The following is a 26,564-nucleotide window of genomic DNA, read 5'->3' on the forward strand; positions in this document are numbered from 1 at the left end:
GCGCGGGTCTCCGAGCCATCTGCAGGCGGCACTGGGGTCGGAGTGGCAAGGGAGCAGACAACGACAACTCGGTCGTGTCGAACTTTGACTTGAACGATACTGGCGAGGCGCCAACCTCCGACCCACAGCCTGGCCGAACCTAGCGTTTAGCCGGCCAAGAGGTGTGATCAGAGATCCGACAACCCGCAAGAGCGTCCTTTCCCGCAATGCCTTGGTAGTCGCAGATTCCGCCGGCGTGCTCCCAACGGCCGGCAAAACGGAATGCATTGGTTTCAAGGGCGTCCATGGGCACTTCGCGAGATTGCTCCCAGCGGTTGTCGGTGCTAAATTTCGCAGAAGCTGCCGCACTGATGTGTCCGAGTGCGCCGCCTGCCGCCGCTGATGTGTTCTTGGAGTGGCCTAAAGAGGTGGCAGGGGTTGGAGACCGGGACGATGAGCTTGACGCGCCGCGATGTGTTGATCGCCGGGAGTGTGGGGTTTGCCGGGGTAGCGCTCTTCTCGCCGCGGAGCGCGCGTGCGAACGATGAAGCGCTGGATCTCGTCAAGCAGCTCACCGGACGGTCGGCCACGGCGTCGGATCGCCTTCACCTGATAATGCCGACGGACTTCCCGACCGGCTACACCGTGCCCATGAGTCTTTACATCGACAGCCCCATGACCGAGGCCGATAATGTGAGGCAGATGCGCGTGTTCGCGCCGCGGAACCCGATCATCGAAGTGGCCAGTTTCCACTTCGTCCCGCAACGCAGTCTGCCCCGCGTGTCGACACGCATCCGGCTTGCCAAACCGCAACACGTCGTCGCTGTCGCTGAAATGAACGACGGCGTCTTGCTGATGACCACGACGTGGGTCCGTGTCGCCACGGATGGCTGTGCCTGAGATCGGAGAGAGACAGTGACCACCCCGACACCACGCGTGATCGTGCCAAATGCTGCGGCGAAGGGGGAGATTTTTCAGGTCAAGACCATCATCAGCCATGAGATGGAAACGGGGCTACGCCATGATGATCAAGGCAATGAAATCCCGCGCAAGATCATCAACAAGTTTGTCTGCCGCTACAACGAAACCGTGGTGTTCAGTGTCGATCTTCACGAGGCGATTTCGGCCAACCCGTTCTTCGAATTTTCCTTGCGCGCGACGGAGAGCGGCCGGCTCGAGTTTGCATGGGAAGAAGACGGCGGTGCCATTTATACGTTGTCGCACCAGTTCACGGTCGGTTGAGGTGGCGACGCAATCGAGCTGCGCGGCGTGACAAGTTGAGTGGGAGCGTGACCGCAAAACTGCGAAACAGACGGGTATTCAGCACGCGCCCCGTCGCGAGATCTGCGATTGCCACGGCCCTCGTGCTGCTCTTCAGCCAATCCGGCGCGGCGGTGGGCGCCGATCAAGGCGCTCAACTCGCCGCGACCTGTGCGTCCTGCCATCGCCTCGATGGCCACGACAAAGGCATTCCCCCCATCATCGGGCTCGGCGAGCAGAGGCTCTCCAGCGCCCTGCTTGCCTACCGGGGGAGCGAGAGTCCAAATCACATCATGCACGCTATCGCGCTGTCGCTCAGCGACGAGGAGATCGCGAGCGTCGCGCGCTATGTCGCAGCGCAGGGAAAGTAACCTGCCATGAAATCCTGGACGCGTCGCGAGTTCGGCTGCTTAACGGGAGCAGCGTTGCTGACGGCGCTGCGTCCGCGGATGGCACTAGGCAAGGCCAAGGCGCGTGTCGTCGTGATCGGCGGCGGCATCGGCGGCGCAACGGCCGCCAAATATCTCGCCGCCAGCGGCCCGACTATCGACGTGACCCTGGTCGAACCGCGGCGGAGCTACACGACCTGTTTCTTCAGCAATCTCTATCTCGCTGGGCTGCGCCCGTTCGAATCGCTCACCCATGGTTATGAAGCGCTGGCAAAACAATATGGTATCACCGTCGTTCATGAATCCGCCGAAGCGATCGACCCAGCGACGAAAACCGTTGCGCTGAACAACGGTTCAAAGCTCAGCTACGATCGTCTCATTGTTGCTCCGGGCATCGCATTCAGGGATGGCGCGCTTGAGGGCTATGACGAAGCGGCGATGGAGATCATGCCGCACGCCTGGAATGCAGGGCAGCAAACCAGGCTGTTGCGCCAGCAACTGGAAAGCATGGAGGACGGCGGGCTGTTCGTGCTCGTTGCTCCGCCGAATCCGTTTCGCTGCCCGCCCGCCCCCTACGAGCGCGCTTCGCTCGTCGCATTCTATTTCCAGCGCCGCAAACCCAAGGCCAAAATTCTGATCCTGGATGCGAAAGACAGCTTCAACGCGCAGGACCTGTTCCAGGACGCTTGGAACCGCCACTATCCGGGAATGATCGAATGGCTACCGGCCCAGTTCACCGGCGGGGTCACGGCGATCGACTCGAAGACCCGGTCGGTGATCACCGCGGGAGTACCATTCAAGGCCGCGGTGGCCAATGTCATCCCGGCGCAAATGGCCGGGCGCCTGGCGCAGCAGGCAGGGCTCGCCAATCAGTCGGGCTGGTGCCCGGTCGATCCGGTCACCTTCGAATCGGCGCTGCAGCCGGGCGTCCATCTGGTCGGCGACGCGATCATCGGCGGGGATATGCCGAAATCCGCCTTCTGCGCCAACAGCCAGGCCAAAGCCTGCGCCTTTGCCATCGCGGCCGATCTCACCGGATCAGCGCGTTTCCCGGCGCATTTGTTCAATACCTGCTACACCTATCTCGCCCCCGACGATGCGTTCAGCAACGCCATCAGCTTCAAGCCCGTCGACGGGAAGCTCAAGAGCGTCATCAGCTTCGTCAGCAAGGTCGAGGAAAGCTCCGAGGTCCGTCGGCAGGCTGCGCGCACGGCGGAAGGTTGGTATGACGCCTTCACGCACGACGTGTTTGGCTGAAACGAAACTCAACTCCGCTCGACGGCCGCGCCGGCCATTGCGGAAATGCCGGCGCCGGACACCTGTCTCACCAATGTGAGCCGATCGCAGATAGTTCGTTCTCAGCTATCTTTCGCCGAGCGTTGCCGATGGTCGCAACTAATCCGAACCAAATCCGCGATGAACTCGCCCCATGACTGGATAATCTCAAGCCGTTACACCTATGCGGCGGCTTTCATGTCGAGATCGATCCGGTGGGTGAGATCGAGATCGAAGGCGCCGCAGGGATTGATGTGAGCGTAGATCAGCGGCGTGAGCCCGCGATAGTCCTCAGGCGCCATGCGCGCCGACCAGGTTGGCTCTGTCAGCACGTTTTGCATCATCAAGGTGTTGACGTAGACAAGCGCATTCTGCAGCAGATGCAGCGCCAGAACCGAGATCAGGTGCAGCATAAGCTCGTCCTGCACACGCGGCATTTCCAAGGATGCAGCTGACAATTGCGGTCGGTTTCCGCAATCGTCGGAGCCGAAGCCCGACGGGTATCGACTATCCGCCGGGCGAGCCACCCTTTCAGTGGTGATGGGCGGAAACGCTCTTGATGTATTCGGACACCTGTTCGATCGGCGCCGATTGACCGACGTCGCCCACGCTGAGGATGCCGACCATCCGCATACTCTTGTTGATCACCGGCAACCTGCGGATTTTCAGTTCCTCCATGTGCCGTACGGCCTTGGCCAGATCGTCGTCTTCGCGGCAGCAGTGAATGCCGGCAGTCATGACATCGCGCGCCGTCGCGGTACGGCTGTCGAAACTATCCTCCGCCACACCGTTGCAGACGATGTCGCGGTCGGTCACCATTCCGACCAGCCGGTCGTTCTCTCCGATGGGAATCGAGCCGATATCCTGGTCTCGCATCAATTTTGCTAGTTCGGTGACAGGGGTTTCGGGGCCGACCCAGTCGACGCCCTTGTGCATTGCGTCTTTGACTTTCATAGCGGACCTCCCTTGCTGGTTGCCTCCCGCTGTGTTTCATCTTACCGCGGATGGGGTTTGGCTGCCAGAGGTCGTCGTCCAGGCCCACTTTCTGGAAGCATGTGGAAGCCGCGCCGACACTGAACTGGTGCTGAGCATCGACGAGTTCGCTGAGGGCGCAAGATCCGAGCCCCCTCCTTCACTCGCTTCTCTTCGCGGTCGGCGCGAGACCGCCGGATAGTGGGGTCAGGAAGGCGAGGGGTCTCAATCTGTTTCACGACCTTGTGTGCTTGCAGCGCCAGACGCCGGGCTCCCAATGAGATCGCCTCGCCCATCGTCTCCGCTCAGGCTGTGGACCCCGAGTTGCCGACCAGAGTATTGGCGCGCCGCTATAGAGATGTTAGATGTTTGTTCGCCAAAAGTCGCATAAAGGAGCTGTGTGGAACTCGTCGGCGGTCGTGTACGCAGTTCCCCATCAATTGCAGCCCACCCCAAAGCGGCCGTTACTCCGTTGCTGTAGATGAGTCCAGAAGGGGCGGAACTGCGCCTTTCGAAACCCAAAGCTGAAGACCGTTCGCCAGACGGACCATCGTCAAAGTCGCACAACGGCGCGATGTGGGACCGGTGCGAGGCCCTATGCAGCCCCTCAAAGTCCGCCGCAGGCCGGCAACTTCTATCCGACCACTTCGAAGCACTCAATCGTCAACCCAAGCCGCTAACCTGAAGCGCTTCGCCTGAAAGGAAACGTCGGGCGTCATCGCCTGAAGACGTAAATCGCGCCTCCGGCATCGTCGGAGACGAGGACGGAACCGTCCGGCGCTTCCTTGACATCCACGGGCCGGCCGACGCCCGTGAGGAAGGTCGTCGCCGAGACCGGGCGGCCGCCCTGGAAGCGCACGCGCACGACCTGACGCCCGACTGGGACCGACCTGTTCCAACTGCCGTGCTCGGCGACCAGAGCGTCGCCCAAGGCTGCGGAAGAAATGGATTCCCAAGGTTGCAACATGCGCCTGAAAGTCGAACACGGGCAGAATCTGCCGCGCTGGCGGTTGCGCATCCTCGAACCCATTGAGCCGGATTCGGCCTCCGAAATAGGGAAAGCCATAAAAGCCGCCCGGCCGAAGTGCGTTCAGCTCGTCCGGCGGAATATCGTCGCCCATTCGGTCGGCGCCGTTGTCAGTGAAGAACATGGTGCCGCCGCGCCAGTCGAAGCCGACCGAATTGCGAACGCCCCAAGCGACGCGCCGGAGATCGGACCCGTCCTGGCGCATGCTGACGATCGTGCCTTGCAGTCCGCGCGGCAGACAAATGTTGCAAGGCGAGCCTAACGAGACATAGAGCCGGGAATCGGGGCCGACGCCGATATAGCGAAGACTGTGGGCTCCCGAATTCGGCAGCCCCCGGCGAATGTCGCGCCTGTCGCTCAGAGCGCCCCCCGGCCCGATGTCGAACGCGGTCACGCGGTCCCTCGAAGCTACGAATAAACGACCGCGTGAGCATGCGACTCCATTCGGAGCGGAAAATCCGGAGGCGACCCGCCGGGCGCGGCCGCCGGACAGCGGCACCGCGTAGACCGAGGAACCTTTGGTTCCGACGAACAGTACGTCGCCGCAGACCGCCATTTCGCGCGCGGCGGGAACGCGGGCGAGAAGCTCAGCCCGCGCGGGTCCGAGCGCGAGAACCACGCCAGAGGCGGCCGCCGCGACCGACGCGAGAGCGAGAAGTCCGATTCTAGTGGAGAGAAATCCGGCTTTAGGGGAAGAGACGTCCATCGGCGCCCTCCGAATCTTACTTGGGGGAATTGGAGCGGCTTATTCTCGTTTCAAGGCCGAGCCCAAGCCTCACCGCCCTGGAGGGCGGAGGTTCGCGCCGTCGCGTCATTGATGACGATGATCTCGATCTGGTCGGCGAAGCCGCGGTCGTCGCGCCAGTAATTGGCGAACTTCTCGCCGCCGAGGCGGCCGGTTGGTGAAATTCAGCAGTGATTGCTAAGGCAAAAACGCATGGTGCGGCGCACAAAAATGTTGCAATGCACTACAAATGCCGTAACGTCAGTCTCCTAATGAACGAGACGGCTGTTGTGAAAGGCCGTCCACCAAAAAGGATGGAAACTATGGCCAAAACCTCCGACAACACTGCTGAAATCATCGAGAACGTCGAATTCCCGACTTTTGACGCCTCCAAGGCTACCGACCAGTTCCGCGCTGTCGCTGAGAAGGGCGTCGAGCAGTCGAAAGAAGCTTATGCGAAATTTGCGTCGGGCACCGAGACGACCCAGAAGGCTCTGCAGTCGAGCTTCGAAATCGCCAAGACCGCGGGCAACGAACTGTCGCTGAAGACAATTGCCGCATTGCGAGCCAATGCCGAAGCCGGCTTCTCGCACCTCGAAGCCCTGGTTGCGGTGAAGTCGCCCTCCGAGTTCATCGAACTGCAGACTGCCTTCTTGCGCAAGCAGATCGAAAAGACCGTCGAGCAGGCCAAGGAGTTTCAGGTCATGACGACCAAGGCCGCCGAAGATGTATCCAAGCCGATCAAGGACGTCTACGAGAAAGCGATGAAGGATCTCAAGGCCGCCTGATTGCTCGGGGCGATCGCCGTCGCTTTCATTCTGGCCTTAACGGTGCGGGGGTAGGGGCGGCTGAAAGTCTGGGCAATCTCAATCGCGGAACCGTTCGGGGAACCGATGATCGCGAGCAACTCGTCCGGCGCGCTTAGCTTTGAGAGAGCGAAGTAGAGTTCTTGGGCGATCGCCAGCTTGGTGGCGTCGTCGGCGGGCGGCGCCAGGCGCGTCTCAAAAACCTTTCGGCGGAATGAACAAACAAATCGTTCGCTTGGTTTTGATACCTGCGCACCAATGCGTCACGCCATCGGGACTATCCTTGATGCGCGTATCGGCGTAGCCAATCACTTCGCCAGTGGCGCGGATGATGTAGCCGCGTGGCCCTTCGCCGATTGCCTTATCCGAAACAGCCTGACAATCATCGCCGCCGCAGCACGAGGGCGGATAGGCCCATCCAAACGGTGCGCGTCTGTCGGCATGGCTTGGTGACGGTGCGTGTCAATGAGCAAGCCGCCTGCGGCGACGAGAATTGATGCAATCAGGTAGCCAGCAGGGCGGAAGTGGGGGATTGGTCGCGCTTGCCAACAAGATGGCGCGAATCGTCTGGGCGCTGCTCATGAAGCAGGAGAGTTACCAAGCTCCGACCGCAGTCATGGCATAAGCCGGACGGGTCTGGGGCCGTCGGCCATGACGGCAGCACTTACTTGACTGTGACTGTCTAAAAATAAGCTCCAAACACCCTCTCAGGCTATATCCTTCAGCGTGTCCAGCGGCCCTTTCAGTGCAGACCTGGGCTGGATCAACTCTGGCGCAATCAGGAAGGTCTGCGGTACCGTCGGCGGTTCATCGATCAGCTCGAACGCCTTCGTGATCATCGCCTCAACATCCTGCCGCACCATGATTACAGGGAAGGGCAGGAAGGAGCCGAATGGGTCATAGTCGTAGCAACCGACGACGAGCTCGCTAAACATTTCCGCCGGCCGGCCCGCCATGAAACGCAGCAGACCTTCCATATTGATCGACGAATTGATGAACAGCGCGCGCGGCAGCTTGCCATGGCGTTGGTAAAACGCCTCGAAGGCACGCAAAGTTATATCAGGCGAATACCCGGAGGACTGCACACCGTCTTCAGGGTCGGCGCCCAGCAGTGCCTTTTTGGTCGCATGGAAAGCGGCAATGCGTTCGCGGCTGGCGTGGTCGTTGCGGCCGCCGAACAGAAACAGCTCGTCCGGCCGCAGAGGATCGTCATTGCCGAAGTGGTGGATGATTGCTTCCGTCAGCATCCGCGCGCCCTCATAATTGTCGCTGATCACCGAATGTGCCTTCGCTCCCGGGAGGTCGATGTTGATATGCCTCAGCCCCGCCGACTCGCAGACCTCGTGCACGCCGTCCGGATCGGTGGCGCCGACGATGAAGAGCTGGTCGATTGAATAAGAGATCAGCGTCTCCGCGGTCCGCCGTTCTTCTTCCGGGTCGCGGCTGGCGCTAACCACGACCGGGCATTGACCGCGGCTGCGCACGTGCCCCTCAAACGTCTGCGCCATGGAGGAGAAGTAGCGATTGTCGTGGACGGGCAGCATCAGGCCGACCAGGCCCGATCGCGAGCGTCGCAAGCCGCGCGCCTGCAGATTGGTGGTGTACTGGTGGAGTTCGGCGAGGCCGAGAATTGTTTGCGCCGTACTTTCCTTGATGCGGCGCTTGCGCCAGGTGCCGTTCAGCACGGCGCTCACGGTCGACGGCGAACTGCCCGACAGCACGGACAGGTCATAGATCGTCGCCTTCTTCTTGACCTGCTGATCCATCGGGCCCCTCCGGCGCGTCTTTTTAGAGCAGTATCCCGCTTGACGAGAGCTTCTCGATGCACAATAGTTTCTGCACCATCGATTGTGCAAGCGCAAATCGTCAGTGGACGATCGATGGGGAAGTGCCCGTCTTTTCGGGGAGGTTTCTAACTGCCGCCGTCGCTCGACGGCTCGAGTGTGTTCCCACTAGGAACGTTATGGGAGGAGTACAGATGAAAAAGCTCATGATCGCGGCGCTTGCCGCGACCCTTATGCTTGGCGGATCATTCGCTGTGCTAGCACAGCAGGCCGGCAAGGTCGGCGTCGTCGTAAAGATCGGCGGCATTCCGTGGTTCAACGCTATGGAGGCGGGTATCAAGGAGCGCGGCCAAGAGCTCGGCGTCGACGCATTCATGGTCGGCCCGACCAGCGCCGATCCGGCACTGCAAGTTCGCGCCATCGAGGATCTGATCGCGCAGGGCGTCAAGGTCATCGGTGTGGTGCCGAACGATGCGAAAGTGCTTGAGCCAGTGCTGCAGAAGGCCAAGGACGCCGGCATCATCGTCATCACGCATGAATCGCCTGGCCAGAAGGGCGCCGACTGGGATTTCGAACTCGCCTCCGCGACCGGCTTCGGCGAGGCTCACGCCAAGCTCTTGGCGGAGAAGATGGGCGGCGAGGGTGAATATGCAGTATTCGTCGGCTCGCTGACGGTGCCGCTGCACAATGCCTGGGCCGATGCGGCAATCGAGTATCTGAAGAAGAACCATCCGGACATGAAGCTTGTCGGCGAACGTTATGGCGTCGCCGAGGATGTGGACAAGAGCCGCAGCACTGCGCTTGACCTGATTTCCGCAAATCCCGGCTTGAAGGGCTTCCTCGCCTTCGGCAGCCAAGGCCCGATCGGCGCGGGCCGCGCAATCGAAGAGCGCCGGAAGGTGGGCGAGATATTCGTGCTCGGCCCATTCTCGCCAGGCCAGGGCCAGAAGCTCATCAAGAGCGACGCGATCTCCGGCGGCTTCATGTGGAATCCGAAGCAGGCGGGCGAGGTTTTCGTCACGCTGGCCGACCATCTCATGAAGGGCAACGAGATCAAGGATGGCGACACGATCGAAGGACTAGGGACAGTTAAGCCCGACTTCGAAAACCGTAACATCATCGTCGATCAGCTGGTCCCAATCAACAAGGATACTGTGGACGATCTCGCGGCGATGGGCCTGTAAAGCATCCCAAGGCTATGGCAGCCGGGTTGGCCTCGAGCCGGCCCGGCTGAGGATTTGGCAACGCGATTGGGTCCAGGGTTTCAACTCGATGGCTGATCAGGCACTCGATGGCGCCGCGTCACGGCCGCTTCTGTCGCTCCGCAACATCAACATGACGTTCGGCGGCGTGAAGGCGCTGAAGAATGTCAGCTTTGAGGTGCTACCGGGCGAGGTGCATTGCCTCGCCGGCGAGAACGGCTCCGGCAAGAGCACGCTGATCAAGGTCATTACAGGCGTGTACAAGCCCGAGGCGGGCGCCGTGATCGACTATGACGGCCAGAGCTACTCCCAAATGTCGCCGGTAACGGCGCAGGCCGGCGGGATTCAGGTCATCTGGCAGGACCTCGCCCTGTTTCCCGAGATGACTGTCGCCGAGAACATCGCGTTCCAGACCGTCATCGGCCGCTGGCCGCGGCCGGTGAACTATGCCGAAATGCGCCGCGTCGCAACCAACGCCTTGAAACGTCTTGGTGTTACACTCGATGTCGATCTCGCGCTCCACCATTTTCCCATCGCACAGCGGCAGATCGTAGCAATTGCGCGCGCGCTCGTCGGCGAGGCGAAACTCGTCTTCATGGACGAGCCGACGGCGTCGCTCACCCAATCCGAAACCGACTATCTGCTGGACATTGTGCGCAATCTGTCAGCGTCGGGCGTTGCCGTTGTGTTCGTCAGTCACCGCCTGGCGGAGGTTCTCGAAATCTCCAGCCGCGTGACCGTGTTGCGCGACGGCGTCCTGGTTGGCGTCTATCCAACCAAAGGCCTGACCCAATCGCGCATCACCGAACTGATGACAGGCAAGACCTTCGACTATTCCGTCCTGCACCGGGATTTAGGCCCCAGCCCGGTCATGCTTGAGGTTAAGGGGTTGTCGCGGCCTGGCGAATTCGAGGACGTGTCCTTGACGGTCCGGCGCGGCGAGACGCTCGGCATCACGGGGTTACTCGGGGCAGGGCGCACCGAGCTGGCGCTGACGTTGTTTGGCATGCGCAAGCCGAAGTCGGGCTCTGTCGTCCTGGATGGCAAACCCGTTCGCTTCGGTTCCAATCGTGACGCGATCGCCGCCGGCGTCGCCTATCTTTCGGAAGACCGGCTGTCGCTCGGTCTCATTCAGCCCCAGGAAATCGCCGACAACATGGTCATCGCGTCGCTGGACAAGATCCTTTCGGGCGGTTTCATTTCTAGCGATCGCAAGCGATCTCTGGTCAATCGCTGGATAAGGGATCTCGGCGTCAAGATCGGAAAGCAGGACGACGCGATCTCGACCCTGTCAGGGGAAATCAGCAACGTGTCGCCATTGCAAAATGGCTGGCGACCGATCCGAAGCTGCTTATCCTCGACGCACCGACGGTCGGTGTCGATGTCGGGGCGCGCGCCGGCATTTTCGACATCGTTTCCAAGCTGGCGGACAGCGGCCTGGCTATTATCCTGATCTCGGACGAGGTGCCTGAAGTCTATTTCAACGCGGACCGTGTGCTGCACATGGCTCAGGGGCGCATTGTCGGCGAATATGCACCGGGCGCTACGACCCTCCAGGCGATCGAGGAGGCGGTCTATGCGTAGGTTTGTCCGCTCCCACGCAACGGAACTGGCTTTGCTCGCCGTTATCGCAGTCATCTGCGTCTTCCTCTCGTTTGCGACAGACCGGTTCTTCACCCTCGGCAACGCGTTTGACCTTCTGAACACCAGCTCGGTCAACATCATCTTCGCCGTCGGCCTGCTCGTTGTGCTGATTGCCGGCGGCATTGACATCTCCTTCGCGGTTGCTGCCTCCGTTGTGCAATATCTGACGGCCACCGTCCTCGGCTGGATCGGCGGCGGGAATTGGATTGTCGGCCTCATCATCGCTGGCGCATTGGGCGTCGCGTTGGGCTGCATCAACGCCTTCCTGATCCACGGGTTCAGGATCATCTCGATCGTCGCCACGATTTCGACCTTCAACATTTTCTTCGGCTTGCTGATGTTCTTCACGGGCGGCGTGTCGATCTACAATCTGCCGGACTGGCTCACCACCCGCGTCGTGCTGTTCGAGCGAGAGATGGCTGACGGCACCTGGGCGGAGATCACCCTGCCTGTCCTCATTATGGCCATATGCGTGTTCGCTACCTGGGCGTTGATCACGCGCACCACCACTGGTCGCCAACTCTACGCATTCGGCGACAATCCGGAAGGCGCGCGCCGCTTCGGCATCAATATCGGTGCCATGCAATTTATCGCCTTCGGCTGGCTTGGCCTGATGGCGGGCATCGCCGGTCTCGTCCAAGCGCACTACGCGCAGGAAGTGGTGCCGAACGCCCTTTATGGGCGCGAACTCGACGTCCTGGCAGCCGTGGTCCTTGGCGGTGCGCGGCTCGGCGGCGGCAAAGGCAGCGTGCTCGGCTGCATTCTGGGCGTTCTGTTGGTCTCGATCACCCAGAACGGACTCAATTTGATGGGTGTGTCGCCTTTCGCGTTCAAGATGATCGTCGGCGCCATCATTCTTGCCGCCATCACCCTGTCGAACACCAGCATCGAACGCCTTCTGCCGTTCCTGAAAAGCCGACGAGTGCCTTCATGACGGTTTTGATTGAACGCGTCCGCAACGCGCTCGGCCCCGAACTGGCAGGTCCGCTTGCCGCGTTTGTGGCGGTCATGGTCGTGTTCGGCTTTGCTGCGCCGAACTTTCTTTCCCGTGCCACCTTTGGATCCGTCGCCTTCCAGCTGCCGGAACTCGGCCTCCTCACACTTGCCATGCTGCTGCCGATCCTGACCGGCGGCCTGAACCTGGCCATCACCTTCACGGCCAACATGGCCGGCCTGACGCTGGCTTGGGTACTGCAAAGTCAGGGAGGCGTCGACGCGAGCATCGGCGCCTTTGTCCTTGGCTCGGTCCTTGCCATTGCGGTCGGAGCACTGAGTGGGCTGATCATGGGGCTCGTCATCGCCTACACCAAGGCTCACCCCATCCTGGTCTCGCTGTCAATGATGATCTTCCTGCGCGGTCTCGGCGAATTCCTGACGCGCGGCGGCGACGTGTCCGGCATTCCCGGCTTCCTCGCCCTGATCGGCTACGGTTCGATTTTTGGCATCCCGGTGCCGTTGCTCATTTTCCTCGCTTGCGTGCTGATCTGGCACGTCTTGCTGACGCGCATGAAGCTAGGCTTCAACACCTACATGATCGGCTCCAACATCGAGGCCACGCGCTATTCCGGCATCAACACGCGCAAGGTGCAGGTTCTCGTCTACACATTGTCCGGCGCGATGTGCGCGGTCGCTGGCATCATCATGCTGGCGCGCTTCAATTCGGTGCGTGTCGGCCACGGCGAGTCTTACCTGCTGATCACCGTGCTTGCCTGCTTTCTTGGCGGGGTCAATCCATTCGGCGGCTTCGGTCGGGTGATCCCGGTCTTCGTTGCGCTGGTCGTGCTCCAGCTTCTGTCCTCGGGACTCAATCTGGTGGGCGCAAACCAGCATCTTGCGACGGCGGTCTGGGGCATCCTGATGATCACAGTGATGATCCTGCGCTGGCTTGCCGGGCGCCTCAAATTCCTAAACACAAACAGAGGGTGAGTTAGATGCATGGTTTTGGGGTCCACACCTCGATGTGGACGATGGACTGGGACCGACCCGGCGCGGAGAAGGCAATCGCGGCTTCGGTCAAATACGGGATGGACTTTATCGAGATCGCGCTTCTGAACGCGCCGGCGGTCGATGCCGCGCATACACGCGCCTTGCTCAAAAAGCACAATCTTCCTGCCGTTTGCTCGCTTGGCTTGCCGGAGCACGCCTGGGCCTCGGTGCGGCCGGATGCCGCCATCGAACATCTCGAAGTGGCGATCGACAAGACTGCGGAAATGGGCGCGCTGGCGCTTTCCGGCGTGATTTTCGGCGGTATCGGCGAACGCACCGGCGTGCCACCCACCGAGAAGGAATACGACAACATCGCGCATGTGCTGACCGTCGCCGCCAAGCACGCCAAGAAGCGCGGCATAGAGCTCGGAATCGAGGCGGTGAACCGCTACGAGAACCATTTGATCAACACCGGCGCGCAGGCCGTCTGGATGGTGGAGAAAGTCGGGGCCGACAACATCTTTGTTCATCTCGACACCTACCATATGAACATCGAGGAGAAGGGGGCCGCCAATGGCATTCTGGCCGCCCGCGACCACCTGAAGTATATCCACTTGTCTGAGAGCGATCGCGGCACACCAGGCACAGGCAACTGCCCTTGGGACGAGATCTACGCGACCTTGGCGGCGATCGGCTTTAAGGGCGGACTTGCCATGGAAAGCTTCATCAACATGCCGCCGGAAGTCTCCTACGGTCTCTCAGTCTGGCGGCCAGTCGCGAAGGATGAGGCCGAAGTGATGGGCAATGGCTTGCCGTTCCTGCGCAACAAAGCTCACCAATATGGTCTGATCTGACACAATGGATGACGGGCAGAAGGTGGACGGCGCGAGGATCGCCGTCCTCGATGTCGGCAAGACCAACATAAAGCTCTCCGCGATGACGTTCGACGGCATGCTCGCGGAGAGCCTCTCTGTCCGCAACGAAGTGCGGCCCGGTCCACCTTGGCGGCAGCACGATCTTGATGGCATTAGCGACTGGCTGTTCGGCTCGCTCGCCACTTTGTGCCGACATCATCCGCTGGAAAAGGTGGTCGGCACCGGACATGGCTCCGCAGGGGTTCTGGTGAACGCAGATCCCGACGACACTTGCGCCCTACCGATGATTGACTACGAGCAGGACCTGCCGCCTGCAATTCGCGATGGCTACGCGCCGCTTTCGGGCGATTTCTTCGATCGCGGCAGCTCGATCATGCTGAAGGCCGCCCACCAGGCGCGCCAGCTGTACTGGATGCAGCAGGTTGATCCGGAGCGCGTCGCTCAGGCTCGTTGGTACCTGGGCTTGCCTCAATATTGGGCCTGGCGGCTGTCGGGCGTGCCATCGGCCGAAACGACGATGCTCTCGGCGCAATCACATCTATGGAACAACGTGCGCAAGCAGTGGTCGCCCATTGTGGCGGGGCAGGGATGGAAGCGCCTCATGCCACCATTCCATTCGGCCTGGGAGACGCTGGGGCCAATCCGGCAGGATCTGGCGCGCCGGCACGGCATACCGGAAAAAATATCTGTTCTGACCGGCGGCCACGACAGCAGCCTGAACCTCTACCGCTACCAGGCGGCAGGCATGCACGACGCCTGCGTGATCTCTACCGGAACCTGGATTGTCGGAATGTGCGCGACGACACCTCTCGACCAACTCGATGAAAATCGCGGAATGGTGCTGAACAGCGACGTGACAGGCCGCCCGGTCGGCGGCATTTTGACCATGGGCGGACGAGAGTTCAGTCATGTGGCAGGGCAGGGGCAAGAAGGAAATGCAGCCGACGCTGCGCTGGTCAGTTTGTTGATTGAGCGCGGCACCTTCGCATTGCCGTCGTTCGGCGACGATGACGGCCTCTTTCCCGGCAGCGCTGGGCGCGGCCGGTTTGAAGGGCCGCCTGCAGAAACCCCTGCAGAGCGCAAGGCGCTCGCGGTGCTCTACGCCGCGCTGCTGACCGTGGAATGTATCGATGCGCTGAACGAAAACGAGCTAGTTTCATTGGATGGCACCTTCCTGCGAGACCCGCTCTACGCCACGCTGGTTGCCGCGCTGCGGCCAAACGCCGAAACGGTTTACAACCTCGACTCCTATGGCACCGCTTCGGGTGCGGCGCTACTTGGCGAACATGGAGCTCGTGACACACCGGCTCCGATAGCGCTCAGCCTGCCGGCCGCCTTTGCCGGCGATCGTGAGGCGCTCGCGGCCTATGCACAGCGGTGGCGCGAACTGGTCAAGCGAAACAACTTCAACAGGACAAGACGAGCAAAAGGAACGATGGATGACTGATGACACCGCTCTGCGCCGCGAGATGGTGGATGTTTGCCGCCGGATGAACTCCAGCGGTATCAACCAGGGCAATGCCGGCAACCTGTCGGTGCGCTCCAGCGACGGTTTCCTGATCACGCCCTCGTCGCTGCCCTACGAAACAATGACGCCCGAAGACATCGTCGAGGTGGGCTTTGACGGCACCTATGTCGGCCGACGGCCCTCCTCGGAGTGGCGCTTTCACCGTGACATTTTGAGGGAGCGGCAGGAGATCAACGTCGTACTGCATTGCCACTCGCTCTACGCGACGACGCTGGCGTGCCATCACAAGACGATTCCGAGCTTCCACTATATGACAGGAGTGGCGGGCGGTACGACCATCCGCTGCGCGGGCTACGCAACCTTTGGCACGCAGGCCTTGTCCGACAATGCCTTGGTTGCACTCAAGGATCGCCTCGCCTGCCTGCTCGGCCAGCACGGGCAGATTTCGCTCGGCAAGACGCTGGAAGCGGCGTTGTGGCTGGCGATCGAGGTCGAAACCCTGTCTCGCATGTATGTCCAGGCGCTTACCCTTGGCGAGCCGCCGGTCCTTTCCGACGAGGAGATGGCGCGGGTGATCGAGCAGATGAAGAAGATGAGCTATGGCCAAGCGCCGGATGCGGATGGAACGAACGATTTGGCGCGGCCGCGCGGTGCTGCGGGCTAAGCGGTTCGCCTCTTGATTGAATCCAAGAGGGAGCAAATCAGATTCGATGTGTTGCTGGTGGAGGTCGGCAGGAATGCCAAAGCCTATTCCATGGATTTGCGGGAGAGGGCGATGGCGAGCTCCAGTCCAAAAAAGATTATTGAAGATCGCCTGTTCGCAGCGCGATCCCCGGCCCAACCCCTCGGTCTGATTCTGCAACGGAGCGTCGACGATCGGGCAGGGCGCGTCAAACTGCAGATGCGCTTTTCGCCTGATGGAGGCGTCACGATCGGCGTCGACGATGACCGGCTCGCAAACGTTTTTCGGTAAGTTGGCAACGGGTTAGAGCCCGCCTAGCTGCAGTCAATATTCGGCGCTTGTTCACACAACAGAACTAGGGGCGGCCGAAAAGTCATTCATGCCCGCACTTCGGCTTCGTTTCCGGATCGATCGCGTCGAGGAATGCGGTCACGACGTCGCTTCCTTGGCGCGGCCGGCAACCGGCCATCACGGCGACTGAAAAGCCAATGAGCGAGGATACCGGGTGTTGACTCGTGGAACTGGCGCGTAGGTTCATAACCAAGGTCGGGCACAGGAATAGCGCCAGGCGCAGAACGTCGCGCCAGTCGGCCGGCAGCATGCCGCGCGAAGCGAGCATCGCCATGAGTGGCCGCCACAGAGTCATTGCTTTTACCTCGAGCAGGCCAAGCCGGATGCGGCTCGGCGCCCAGTCGGTCGAGACGGTGAGCACGCCTTCCTCGTAAGCGGCCTCAGCGCGATACCGCGCAGCCGCCTCCATGGGATCGTAGAGCCACAGTGGATGGGCCAAAATGTTATGGAAGGTCGCCTTCACCTCCGCTAGCAGCGACGGCACATGGCTGCCGGCGAAGGCGGGATCGAAGAATGAAAGTGATGGTTTACCGTTAGATTCAGAGTACCAGACATTGGCGTTGTGAGCATCGCCGTGCGCCGTCACTCCGCCGGCGTCCGCCAGCCTTGCGGGCCGCAGCCGCTCGGCCGCCGTCTCGAACAGCTCGCCGACCGACTTCGTGTAGGCGAGACCGTTGACGACAAAGCGTGCCTTCGAAAATTCGTTCCAGTCCAGCTCGACCCCAGGCAAACGAAAGCGGCGGCCCACATAGAAATCGGCAAGCCGGCCGCCCGGGACCATCTGCGTCGCGGGGTCGACCAGCCGGTCGTGGAACAGGCGATGGATCGGCTCGGCCGCAACCTCCGCTACGGTGACGGAATGCAGCGTACGGCGATACACATCGAGCAGCTTTTCCGACAGGTCTCGCTCGGCCTGCAGCGCAGCGCTCTCGGCACCGAGGTCCGGTGCGAGGTCGAGCCCGCGCAGCACGTCGGAAAAGCGCGGATCGCTTCGCCGCCGATATACGAGGATCTGCTCGCCCGACATCACCGAGATGTGCACTGGGTGGTCCACCGGCAGCCCCGCCCTGGTGAGGATGTCGGCGCGATAGTATTCTCCGCTCATCGCCTCCTCGCCCTCCTCCTGATGGAACTTGAAGAAGAAGGCTTCGCTGTCGGCGTTGAAGAAGCCGTTGAGCGAGTTGAGGCTGTAGCGGTCGCGGTTGATCGTCACGTCCTGTGCGTCGAGCCCGAACAGGTCATGCAGAAGCTCCGCCAGCGCCTGCTGCGCGGCGTGCGTGTCGGTCAGCGCAAGGCGCCTGATCTCAGCGGTGCGGCTGCGTTCCCTACCGGCACTGCCTCCCCGGCTTTGTTGCTTGTCCCGGCTCATGCGGCGGGCGAGGGCGTGTAGCGGCTGCCCAGCGAATAACGGCTGCCGACATAGGTGAGCTTGTTGACGGTAGCTACCGCCGCGCCCGACCAGGTGCGCCGATGAAGGAGCAGGCAGGGGTCGCCGGGCCGGATCATCAAACGGAGGGCGACCACGTCGTCAGCAGCAACGGCCGAGATCACGTGCTCCACCTCCGTCAGCGGCGTCGCCCGCTGCAGATAGTCGTAGGTGGTGGTCGCGACGAAATTTTGCCGGTGGTAGTCCGGTGCGAGAGCCGGATTGACGAAGCGCTCCTCAAGCTGGACGGGTACATCGTCCTCGAAATGCACGATAATCGAATGGGCGACCGTTTTGCGGCGCGAGAACTCGAAGGCGACGACGAGGTCTATCGCCGGGTTGCGGATCTTTTCGACGACGAGGACCTCGGCCCTATGGCGTCCGCCGCGCGCGGCTATCTCGCCGGCTATGTTCCTGATTTCGATGAGGGCAGATTGCGGTTTCGGCGGCGCCACGAAGGTACCTACGCCCTGGATGCGCAGGAGGTGGCCTTCCGAGGTCAGTTCCCTCAGCGCACGGTGGACGGTCATCCGCGAGACGCCGAGCGTGTCGACCAGCTCGTTTTCGGAAGGCAGCCTCCGGTCCTTCGGCCATTTGCCGCTGCTGATGTGGGCGATCACGTAGTCCTTGACCTTTTCGTAGAGCGGCCCGGCGGTTTCGGGAAGCTTGATCATGGTCTCGTCTCCATTCGGACGATGGTCTTTAGGCCGCCGCCCGCGCCTGCGATCAGGCGCTGGTACGCGGCGGGAATGTCGTCGATCGCGATCTCCTCACCCACGAAGCGCGACAGCGCCGGAGCGAGATCACCGAGCATCGCGACGGCCGGCGCAAGCTCGTCGGCGAAGGCGTGGCAGCCGACAAGCGCTATCTCGCGTTCGACCAGGAGGTTGGGGTCGAGGTCGAGGCGGTCATGCGAAATGCCGACTAGCGCAAGCGTGCCACCGCCGGCCATGAGATCGAGCAGCCCCGCCATCACCAGCACGCTTCCGGTCGCGTCGATGGCATGGCGCAGGTTGAGATCGCCGGGCAGGGCGTCGAGGGCGACGACGCTCGCGCCGGTCACCTCGGCCACAAGATCCGCACGCGCCGCGTTGCGGTCGGCGACGAGGACCGGTCCCTCGCCGAGCCGCGACAGGAGCAGTGCAGCGAGCCCGCCGATCGGACCGCAACCGGCGACAAGCACCGGCGCCTTGGCCGGCGCCGACAGCCGCCGCAACGCGTGCAGGGCGACCGCCAGCGGCTCCGCCATCGCGGCGATTGCGGGATCGAGCGCCGGATCGTAGCGCAAGAGCAGCCGTGCCGGTAGCTCCGCCTCATCCGCGAAGCCGCCGTCGCAGACCTCGCCGACAAAACCGAGCTTGGAGCAGACATTATGCCGGCCGGCGCGGCAGGCGGGGCATTCCCCGCACCAGAAACGCGAATCGGCGACGACGCGGTCGCCGGGGGCAAGCTGGGAAACGCCGGCGCCCACGGCTGTGACTTCGCCGGCGAACTCATGCCCGACGATACTCGGCGCACGACTGATCCACTGACCGGTGCGGAAGTTATGGAGGTCGGAGCCGCAGATACCCGCGGCCGTCACCCTGAGCCGCACCCAGCCAGGCCCTGGTTCGCCGGGAGACGGCACATCCTCGACCCGCAAATCGCCCGCCGCATGAAGTCTGGCAGCCTTCATCGTCCGCTACCGCACTAGATATCGATCGCGCACATCGGAGACAGCGTGTTCATGCGAGGAGAAGCCTTCATAGCGGGCAAGCGTACGAGCATGGCGCGCGAATTCCGGATAGGCTGCGGCCGTCACATAGCCGATGGAAGAGCGCTTGACGAAATCTGTGACCGAGAGCGGTCCGCAGGTGCGCGCCCAGCGGCTGGTCGGCAGGACGGCGTTGGGGCCTAGCCCGAAATTGCCGATCGAAACCGGCGTGTACGGCCCCATCAGGATCTCGGCAGCTTCGGTGATGTGGCCAAGGTGTGCGAAGGGGTCGGTGGAGAGGATCTCCAGGTGCTCGGGTGCGTAGTCGTTGATGAAGCGGTAGCTCTCCTGGCTCGACGCCGTCAGCACGATGCCGCCACAGGCACCGGTCAGCACCGCCGTGGAGAACGCTACCCGCTGCTCGGTCATGCGCGCCCAGTGCTCGGGCAGGGCGGCCAGTGCCTCTTCCGCCACGCGGCGGCTGTGGGTCACCAGATAGGCCGATGAGTCCGGCCCGTGCTCCGCCTCAATGAGGAGGTCGAGCGCGGCCAACCCGCCATGCACGCTGTCATCGGCGAGGATGATCGCTTCGGACGGACCGGCGGGAAGGCCCGGATCGATGACCCCGGCAAGCAGCCGCTTGGCCGCAACCACCCAGGGGCTGCCTGGCCCGACGATCTTGAGCGCGGCCTTGATCGTTTCCGTGCCATAGGCGACCGCGGCGACCGCCTGCGCGCCGCCGCATTTGTAGACCGTTTCGACGCCGGCAAGGCGCGCCGCAACCAGTGTGGCTGCGTCCACCGAGCCATCAGGCGCTGGCGGCGTGACGATGGCAAGCTCCGGGACGCCCGCCACCACTGCGGGCACTGCGGTCATCATTGTGACGGAAGGGAACGCCCCCTTGCCGCGCGGCACATAGAGCGCCACGGAGCGGATCGGCGTGAAGCGGTCCCCGGCATAGGCGCCGGGACGCATTTCCTTGAGCCACATCGCTTCCGGCTTCTGCTCTTCGTGAAAATGGCGGATATTGTCGATGCCGAAGCGAATGGCGGCGACTACGTCCTCATCCACCATGCCGAAGGCGGCATCGAACTCGGCGGGGCTAACCTTGAGTCGCGTGGCATCGAGATCTGCCTTGTCAAAGTCGCGGGCGAAGCGAACGAGCGCGGCATCGCCTTCTGTTCGGACCGCCTCGATGATCGGTGCGGCCTTCTCCATAAAGCCAGAGAGATCGGTCTCGGAGCGCCGCATTAATGCCGCTCGACTGGCGGCGTCGAGTTGGCTCAGGTCGTGGAACGATACGTTTGGCATAGGATTTCCTTTGCGGCCCCGCGGGCCGGTATTCCTCATTTTGATTTCAGGAAGATGTCGAGCCCGACCAGCCTGTCGAGCAGGAACACGGCGAGGGCCGAGCAGGCGATGAAGACCACGGAGATCGCGGCGAGATCCGGCGTGATGATCGAGCGAATGGAGTTGTAGATCAGCACCGGCAGCGTGACGATACGCGCATCGACGAGCAGCAGGCTGACCAGGAATTCGTTGAGCGCAAGGATGAACATCAGCAGCGAGCCGGTGATCACCCCTGGCATAACCGCCGGCAAGGTGACGGAGAAGAACACCTGGAGCGGCGGCGCGCCACAGTTGGCGGCGGCCAGTTCCAGGTCTGGGTCAAATCCGGTGGCACTCGCCGTGACCGCCCAGATCATGAAAGGAAGATTGATGACGCAGCAGGCGATTCCGACCGGCCAGAGCTGGCCGAGAATGCCGGCGTTGCCGAAGATCAGCATGAGACCGATGCCCGAACCGATCAGCGGGATGGTGAAGGGCAGCAGCAGATAGATCTGGATCGTCTTTTCGAAACGCACAGCAAATTTCGCCAGCGCGATGCCGGCCAGCGTGCCCACTGGAATGGCAACGATTGTACAGACCGTCGCAACTTGGAGCGTGCGCAGGAAAGCATTGCGCAGGTCGGACGCCTGTGAAATACGCGCGTACCATCGCAGCGACAGCCCATCCGGCGGAAACGTGATGATGTTGCCGCCGGTGAAGGAGGCGCCGAGCACCACGATCGTCGGCGCCGAAAGCGTCACCAGGGCGATCGTCACCAGCGTCCACAAAACAACCGATTTGCTGCGCGAGCCGCTCACGCCCGGGACCTCCCCATGGCAAGCGTTCCGGCTCCGAACAGCACGAAAACAAGGCCGACAAGGATTGACCCGAGCGCGACCAGCATAAGCGCCAGCGTCGCGCCGAGGCCCTGGTCGGAGGTTCGGAAGAACTGGTCGTAGATGGCGTTGGCGATAAAGTCCTGCGAGCCGCCGCCAAGGATCGCGGGGACTGCGAAATCGGTGAGCGAAAGCGTCAGCACCACCACGCCGGCGCCGATGAAGCCTGGGCGAGCGAGTGGCAACACGACATGGATGAAGGTGCGAACCCAGTTCGCGCCGAGCGATCCAGCGGCCGCCTCCAGCTCTTCGGGAATGGCGGTGAGTGCCGGCGCCAGCATCAGTACGGCGAAGGGCAGCATGTATTGGACGAGGCCGAACAGCACGGCGGGATAGTTGTAGATGAGCCGCATCGGGGCGACCCCGACAAGGCCGAGTGCCTCGTTCACCATGCCCTGGTTGCCGAGAATGATAAGCCAGCCATAGGCACGCACCACCTGGCCAATGAAGAAGGGCATGAACAGTGCAATCAGCAGGAACTTGCGCAATCCTGGCGAACGCGTGCGCACCATCAAATAGGCGTAGGGAAAGGCAAAGACGAGCGTCACCGCGGTGACGATCAGGGCGGCAATGAGGCTGCGCTGCGCGACAACGAGGAATAGTGGCTCGGTCAGTGCGCGGCGGAAATTGGTGATGGAATAGTCGTCGGAGAACTGGAACGTGGTGGTATCGAGCGTGCGCAGGCTCGCATCCGCGATCTGGATGAGACCAAGCACCAGCAGCCCGACAAGCAGCACCGCCGGAAACAGCATCAGATAGGGCGTAGCGCGCCGGAACCGCGCCGGCCAGATAGCGGCGGCAATGCCTTCCAGCGCATCCATGATGCGCCATTTCAGAGGATAGGCTGTCCTGGCTGCCCGCATGAAAAATCCGTCTTTGACGTGAAGGAGCCGGTGCCGCGCCAGCGCAGCACCGGCCGACCGGCGTCAGCCCTGCATGATCGCCTTGAACTTGGAAAACCACTCGCTCTCATTCTCGACCTGGATCTTCGACGAGATACGGATGAGGCGCTTAAAATCCGCTTCGGTGGTCGGATAGGACGGATCGCCCACCAGATCCTTCGGTGGCGTGAGGCCCGGCACCACGCCCGGCAAGCCAAGCCCATCCAGCCAGACCTGCTGGGCTTCCTTGGTCAGCGCATGGTTGATGTACTGCTTGGCCCAGTAGAGTTCGTTTTCCGGCAGGCCCTTGGGAATCCACAAGCCGTCCGTGTCGAATTTCGCACCCTCTTCCGGCACGACCCATTCGATTTTGACGCCGTTCTTGCGTGCCTCTCGCGCGTTGGTCGAGATGGTGCAGGCGGCATCGATCTCGCCGTTCTGGAACCAGGTGGTGAAGTCGGGATCTTCGCCGAGCAGCGGCTGCTGCGCCTTCATCTTGGTGATGAAATCCCAAGCCGGCTGCATGTTGCCGGGTATGTCCTCCAGCTTGCCACCACCGGCGACCTGGGCTGGGAAATGGAAGCCGATGCCGTCATTGTAAAAGGCAAGCCGGCCTTTGAACTTGGGGTCGAGCAGGTCTTTCCAGGACTTCGGCGGTCCGTCCGGGAATGCCGCAGGCCGATAGGCCAGCACATAGACATAGCCGTAGGTATTGACGATCGGGAAGCCTTCCAGTCCGGCCGGCTTCGCAAGGTCCGTCACATTGGCCAGGTTCGGCAGGTCGGACAGGTCTTCCGTTACGCCGCGCAGTGCCGACTTCGTGGCATTGGTGGTGGTGTCCCAGTTGATGTGGATCGGCGGGACCCGGTTCTGCGCCACGGCCGCCCAGACCTTGGGCTGGATCTCGTTGTCTTCAGTCAGGTCGTGACGGACAGCAATCCCCGTCATTTTGGTAAAGCTGTCGGACACACCGGCCTTCAGGCTGTCCACCCAGCTGCCGCCCCAGGCGCGCACGATGATCTCCGCCGGCTTTTCCGGTTCCTGCGCATAGGCACCGCGCAGGCCGAGTGCTGAGGCGCCGCCGAGCGCGGCCGTGGCCCGAAGGAAGGTTCTACGGGAAAGATGGGATAATGTCGGCTTGAAGCGCTTCATCTGCATTCTCCTCTGGGTTTGACCGGTTTCCGGTTCTATCGAAAAACAAGCATGTCCCGGGCATTCCACCCCAGGAACACGCTTTCGCCTATTTCGAACTGCGTGTGCGCGGCGGGATCATGGTCGAAAACGCGAATGACCTCGCCGCCAATTGCGGCGCAGGCTACTTCGTAGACCATGCGCTCGCCTTCGAAGATCGTGTCGGTGACAGTCCCGGCCAGCACGCAATCGAGCTTCGACAGCTGAGCAGCATCGCCGGCGAGACGGATCTGTTCGGCGCGGATCGCTCCCGATGCCTTGTCGCCCTCGGCAGGTGGATTGATCCGATCGCCGATCTTTCCGGCAAGCATCAGATCACCCCGAACGATGGAGACGTCGCCCGCTTCCGATACGGCCCGTACCGTACCGGCAATGAAGTTGGTGACGCCGATGAAATTGGCGACGAAGGCGTTGCGGGGCTGGCGGTAGGTGTGGATCGGCCGTGCCTTCTGCTGAATCTCGCCCTGATCCATGACCACAATGTCGTCGGAAACCACCAGCGCCTCGCGCTGGTCGTGGGTGACGTTGATCGTGGTGACGCCGAGCTCGCGCTGGATGCGGCGGAATTCGAGCTGCATTTCCTCGCGCAGCTTGCGGTCGAGCGCAGCCAGCGGCTCGTCCAGAAGCAGCAAGTCGGGCTCAAACACCAGCGCGCGGGCAATCGCGACGCGCTGCTGCTGCCCACCGGAAAGTTCGTGAATGCGCCTGCCGCCATGGCCCCCCAACCGCACCAGCGCCAGATATTGCTCGACGCGGTCGGGAATGGTGCGTGCGTCGCGCCGACGCATCTTCAGCGGGAAGGCGACGTTCTCGGCCGCCGTCATATGTGGAAACAACGCAAGCCTCTGAAAGACCATGCCGATCGACCGCTTGTGCGGGGGCACCGCGCTCACCGCTTCGCCGTTGATGAAGATCTCGCCGCTGCTCGGGGTCTGGAACCCGGCGATCATTCGCAGGAGCGTTGTCTTGCCGGAACCCGAAGGTCCCAGAATGGTGAGGAACCGGCCCTTCGGCAGGTCGAACGACGCATTCTTGACAGCATGAACCCCATCGAAGTCCATCCCGACATTGCGGACCGTGACTGCGATTTCCCTGCCACCTTCCGCTTCGTGCGAAGCTACGGCCTGGAGAGGCTCCTGCATTGTGGTTCCCCTTTTTGTCGCTGGCCGCATGCAAGAACGTCCAGCGTGTGGGTGGTATATACAACCATATACAAGCGGGGTCTACACGGTCCGCCCGTTGCATCGCCTCTTAGTATCGCTCAGATGGACGCGAGGTAGCCGCCGTCGACCGGGAGGCAATGGCCGGTCACATAGGCGGATGCCCCGCTTGCCAGGAACACAACAGCTCCGGCCAAATCCTGCATCGTGCCGAAGCGCCGCTGCGGGATCTTGGCCAACATCGCCGTCTGCCAGTCAGGATCTTGATAGAAGACATCCGTCATCGCCGTATGAAAATAACCCGGAGCGATGGCGTTGACGCGGATGCCGAGCGGAGCCCATTCCGCTGCCAGCGCGCGCGTCATGCCCAAAAGCCCAGACTTGGACGAGCCGTAAGGTACTGCGGTCGGAATGCCGACATAGGAGGTCAGCGAGCAAAGATTGATGATCGCGCCACCGCTCTTGTCGGCAGCCATCCGCCGCGCCGCGGCCTGCGCACAGAAGAAGGCGCCCTTCAGATTGGTCGATATGATGCGGTCCCACACTGCCTCGTCGACATCGAGCGAGGGCTGGACTTTCTCATAGCCGGCGTTGTTGACCAGAATGTCGAGTCCGCCAAAGGCGTCGGCAATCTCATCAACCACGACGCGGATACGGTCAATGTCGAGGACGTCGAGAGACCGGCAAAGCGACTTCCGTCCGGTAGCGCCTATCCGGTCCGCCGTCTCGCGAAGGGAATTTTCGTCGCGTGCGGTCACCGCGACGTCGGCTCCAACCGCGGCGAGCGCCTCCGCTATAGCCTGGCCGATGCCGCGGCTGGCGCCCGTCACCAGCGCCTTTTTTCCCGTCAGATCGAACAAGGGAGCGGCGTCCATGCCGTCGCGGTTCCTGCATTCCCGAAATTTGCATGCGGTCGGATTGGAAGCGAACACCAGTTGCGGCCGCTTGTCTATCACATCTTGCGTTGCTGCCGGCCGTTATCGCCGCCGGCCGTTTCTTGCCCGCTTTGAGCAACTCCCTCGACCAGCTCCCGAACGCCAGATTGGTGGTGACGATGATCGACGGCAAGTCATCGTCACCAATGATGGCGGCATCTTCGATTTCTCGGCGCTGTGCTCCGACGTCGTCACGCGCGGGAGCGCCTGATCTTCGTTGCTTCGATCTCGTCCACCTCGGCCCCATCGTCTCCGCCAGACCCTTCTGGAATGCGCCACAAAAAATGTTTTGAGGCATCGAGCCTGCAGATTGAGCGCCAGCAAGGATAGGGAAGCGTCCGCAGGTGCGCACAGAGTTGCGATCGACGTGGGGTCAAGGTGCGTAGGATGCGGTCTGCAACTCAACCCTGGAGGATGGCGCATAAATTCCGGTGAAATAGAAGGATCGCGATCGGCAGCGGTGTTGACTGTCAATCGCCGTGGGGCCTCCGCGCCGATCGGCACGATTGGCCATTGAAATCTCAGTGACGGTCGGGGTCACGCTATGGCGCCGCTTCACTGCTACGCGCGCTACTGGACTGCCCGGCCCAATGCTTATACGGCCCAAATTGACAGTCACCGCTTGCAAATCGGTCGCCGCTGTCTTTTGCTTACACGGGGCTCGCCCCTTGACTGCTCGAACGGTTGGC

Annotated in this window: 24 protein-coding genes and 3 pseudogenes; 14 read left to right on the plus strand and 13 right to left on the minus strand. The window is 62.0% G+C overall.

Features of this window, described 5'->3' with window-relative positions; genetic code table 11:
- The first annotated feature begins 432 nt into the window (after window positions 1-432).
- The 4 genes from ACG873_RS00475 to ACG873_RS00490 are packed head-to-tail and all read left to right on the plus strand — an operon-like array spanning window position 433 to window position 2,885.
- On the plus strand, window positions 433-879 hold the full coding sequence (locus ACG873_RS00475) for a thiosulfate oxidation carrier protein SoxY (protein WP_394885999.1): 447 nt from the start codon (window positions 433-435) through the stop codon (window positions 877-879).
- Window positions 880-894: 15 nt separating this feature from the next.
- Window positions 895-1,221 carry a thiosulfate oxidation carrier complex protein SoxZ gene (gene soxZ, locus ACG873_RS00480; RefSeq protein WP_394886000.1) on the plus strand — a complete coding sequence of 109 codons (327 nt, stop codon included), beginning with the start codon at window positions 895-897 and terminating at the stop codon, window positions 1,219-1,221.
- Window positions 1,222-1,268: 47 nt separating this feature from the next.
- Entirely contained in the window at window positions 1,269-1,610 is a 342-nt protein-coding gene (locus ACG873_RS00485; RefSeq protein WP_394886002.1) for a c-type cytochrome, read from the plus strand.
- A 6-nt stretch (window positions 1,611-1,616) separates the two neighbouring features.
- Window positions 1,617-2,885, plus strand: a complete 1,269-nt coding sequence (locus tag ACG873_RS00490) for an NAD(P)/FAD-dependent oxidoreductase (RefSeq protein WP_394886003.1) — start codon at window positions 1,617-1,619, stop codon at window positions 2,883-2,885.
- 200 nt (window positions 2,886-3,085) lie between these two features.
- On the opposite strand, the pseudogene ACG873_RS00495 reads toward ACG873_RS00490, so the two are convergent.
- The 3 genes and pseudogenes from ACG873_RS00495 to ACG873_RS00505 form a co-directional block, all read right to left on the minus strand.
- Window positions 3,086-3,304: pseudogene (locus ACG873_RS00495) on the minus strand (Tn3 family transposase); the annotation flags it as partial.
- Between the two features lie 130 nt (window positions 3,305-3,434).
- Window positions 3,435-3,857 (minus strand): CBS domain-containing protein, encoded by a 423-nt coding sequence (locus tag ACG873_RS00500; RefSeq protein ID WP_394886005.1) that lies wholly within the window; start codon window positions 3,855-3,857, stop codon window positions 3,435-3,437.
- 733 nt (window positions 3,858-4,590) lie between these two features.
- A pseudogene (locus ACG873_RS00505) lies at window positions 4,591-5,608 on the minus strand (PQQ-dependent sugar dehydrogenase).
- A 341-nt stretch (window positions 5,609-5,949) separates the two neighbouring features.
- Here ACG873_RS00505 and ACG873_RS00510 point away from each other — a divergent pair.
- Window positions 5,950-6,414, plus strand: coding sequence for a phasin (locus ACG873_RS00510; RefSeq protein ID WP_394886007.1), 465 nt, complete (start codon window positions 5,950-5,952; stop codon window positions 6,412-6,414).
- Window positions 6,415-7,139: 725 nt separating this feature from the next.
- Here the strand turns inward: ACG873_RS00510 and ACG873_RS00515 are convergent.
- Complete coding sequence (locus ACG873_RS00515) at window positions 7,140-8,198, minus strand: LacI family DNA-binding transcriptional regulator (protein WP_394886009.1); 1,059 nt, start codon at window positions 8,196-8,198, stop codon at window positions 7,140-7,142.
- Window positions 8,199-8,410: 212 nt separating this feature from the next.
- Here ACG873_RS00515 and ACG873_RS00520 point away from each other — a divergent pair, with 212 nt between their 5' ends.
- From ACG873_RS00520 to ACG873_RS00555, 8 genes and pseudogenes are all read left to right on the plus strand, one after another.
- The gene (locus tag ACG873_RS00520; protein WP_394886011.1) at window positions 8,411-9,400 is read left to right on the plus strand and encodes an autoinducer 2 ABC transporter substrate-binding protein; all 990 of its coding nucleotides are present in this window, start codon (window positions 8,411-8,413) and stop codon (window positions 9,398-9,400) included.
- Window positions 9,401-9,488: 88 nt separating this feature from the next.
- Window positions 9,489-11,002 (plus strand): annotated as a pseudogene (locus ACG873_RS00525) (sugar ABC transporter ATP-binding protein).
- Window positions 10,995-11,996, plus strand: a complete 1,002-nt coding sequence (locus ACG873_RS00530) for an ABC transporter permease (RefSeq protein ID WP_394886013.1) — start codon at window positions 10,995-10,997, stop codon at window positions 11,994-11,996. Before ACG873_RS00525 ends, ACG873_RS00530 begins: the two are co-directional and overlap by 8 nt.
- The gene (locus ACG873_RS00535; RefSeq protein WP_394886015.1) at window positions 11,993-12,988 is read left to right on the plus strand and encodes an ABC transporter permease; all 996 of its coding nucleotides are present in this window, start codon (window positions 11,993-11,995) and stop codon (window positions 12,986-12,988) included. The genes ACG873_RS00530 and ACG873_RS00535 overlap by 4 nt, the downstream gene beginning before the upstream one ends.
- 5 nt (window positions 12,989-12,993) lie before the next feature.
- Entirely contained in the window at window positions 12,994-13,842 is an 849-nt protein-coding gene (locus ACG873_RS00540) for a sugar phosphate isomerase/epimerase family protein (protein ID WP_394886017.1), read from the plus strand.
- A gap of 4 nt (window positions 13,843-13,846) precedes the next feature.
- Complete coding sequence (locus ACG873_RS00545) at window positions 13,847-15,310, plus strand: FGGY family carbohydrate kinase (protein ID WP_394886019.1); 1,464 nt, start codon at window positions 13,847-13,849, stop codon at window positions 15,308-15,310.
- Window positions 15,303-15,995, plus strand: a complete 693-nt coding sequence (locus ACG873_RS00550) for a class II aldolase/adducin family protein (protein ID WP_394886021.1) — start codon at window positions 15,303-15,305, stop codon at window positions 15,993-15,995. The genes ACG873_RS00545 and ACG873_RS00550 overlap by 8 nt, the downstream gene beginning before the upstream one ends.
- 12 nt (window positions 15,996-16,007) lie before the next feature.
- Window positions 16,008-16,304: a hypothetical protein gene (locus ACG873_RS00555; protein WP_394886023.1), complete on the plus strand. Its 297-nt coding sequence runs from the start codon at window positions 16,008-16,010 to the stop codon at window positions 16,302-16,304.
- Between the two features lie 82 nt (window positions 16,305-16,386).
- Here the strand turns inward: ACG873_RS00555 and ACG873_RS00560 are convergent, their stop codons facing one another.
- From ACG873_RS00560 to ACG873_RS00600, 9 genes are all read right to left on the minus strand, one after another.
- Entirely contained in the window at window positions 16,387-17,733 is a 1,347-nt protein-coding gene (locus tag ACG873_RS00560; RefSeq protein ID WP_394886024.1) for a hypothetical protein, read from the minus strand.
- Window positions 17,730-18,464, minus strand: coding sequence for a histidine utilization repressor (hutC, locus tag ACG873_RS00565; RefSeq protein WP_394886026.1), 735 nt, complete (start codon window positions 18,462-18,464; stop codon window positions 17,730-17,732). Before hutC ends, ACG873_RS00560 begins: the two co-directional genes overlap by 4 nt.
- A complete protein-coding gene (locus ACG873_RS00570) occupies window positions 18,461-19,465 on the minus strand; it encodes a zinc-dependent alcohol dehydrogenase (RefSeq protein WP_394886028.1) in 1,005 nt (334 codons plus the stop codon). The genes hutC and ACG873_RS00570 overlap by 4 nt, the downstream gene beginning before the upstream one ends.
- A gap of 6 nt (window positions 19,466-19,471) precedes the next feature.
- On the minus strand, window positions 19,472-20,794 hold the full coding sequence (gene hisD, locus ACG873_RS00575) for a histidinol dehydrogenase (protein ID WP_394886030.1): 1,323 nt from the start codon (window positions 20,792-20,794) through the stop codon (window positions 19,472-19,474).
- 35 nt (window positions 20,795-20,829) lie between these two features.
- A complete protein-coding gene (locus ACG873_RS00580; protein ID WP_394886031.1) occupies window positions 20,830-21,630 on the minus strand; it encodes an ABC transporter permease in 801 nt (266 codons plus the stop codon).
- Window positions 21,627-22,571, minus strand: a complete 945-nt coding sequence (locus ACG873_RS00585; protein WP_394886032.1) for an ABC transporter permease — start codon at window positions 22,569-22,571, stop codon at window positions 21,627-21,629. Before ACG873_RS00585 ends, ACG873_RS00580 begins: the two co-directional genes overlap by 4 nt.
- A gap of 63 nt (window positions 22,572-22,634) precedes the next feature.
- Entirely contained in the window at window positions 22,635-23,741 is a 1,107-nt protein-coding gene (locus ACG873_RS00590) for an ABC transporter substrate-binding protein (RefSeq protein WP_394886033.1), read from the minus strand.
- Between the two features lie 35 nt (window positions 23,742-23,776).
- A complete protein-coding gene (locus ACG873_RS00595; RefSeq protein WP_394886034.1) occupies window positions 23,777-24,922 on the minus strand; it encodes an ABC transporter ATP-binding protein in 1,146 nt (381 codons plus the stop codon).
- Window positions 24,923-25,041: 119 nt separating this feature from the next.
- The gene (locus tag ACG873_RS00600) at window positions 25,042-25,815 is read right to left on the minus strand and encodes an SDR family NAD(P)-dependent oxidoreductase (protein WP_394886036.1); all 774 of its coding nucleotides are present in this window, start codon (window positions 25,813-25,815) and stop codon (window positions 25,042-25,044) included.
- Here ACG873_RS00600 and ACG873_RS00605 point away from each other — a divergent pair.
- Window positions 25,814-26,086: a hypothetical protein gene (locus ACG873_RS00605; RefSeq protein ID WP_394886037.1), complete on the plus strand. Its 273-nt coding sequence runs from the start codon at window positions 25,814-25,816 to the stop codon at window positions 26,084-26,086. The genes ACG873_RS00600 and ACG873_RS00605 overlap by 2 nt on opposite strands.
- Window positions 26,087-26,564: the final 478 nt, after the last annotated feature.

Source organism: Allomesorhizobium aridi (assembly GCF_043769475.1).
Lineage (GTDB): Bacteria > Pseudomonadota > Alphaproteobacteria > Rhizobiales > Rhizobiaceae > Allomesorhizobium.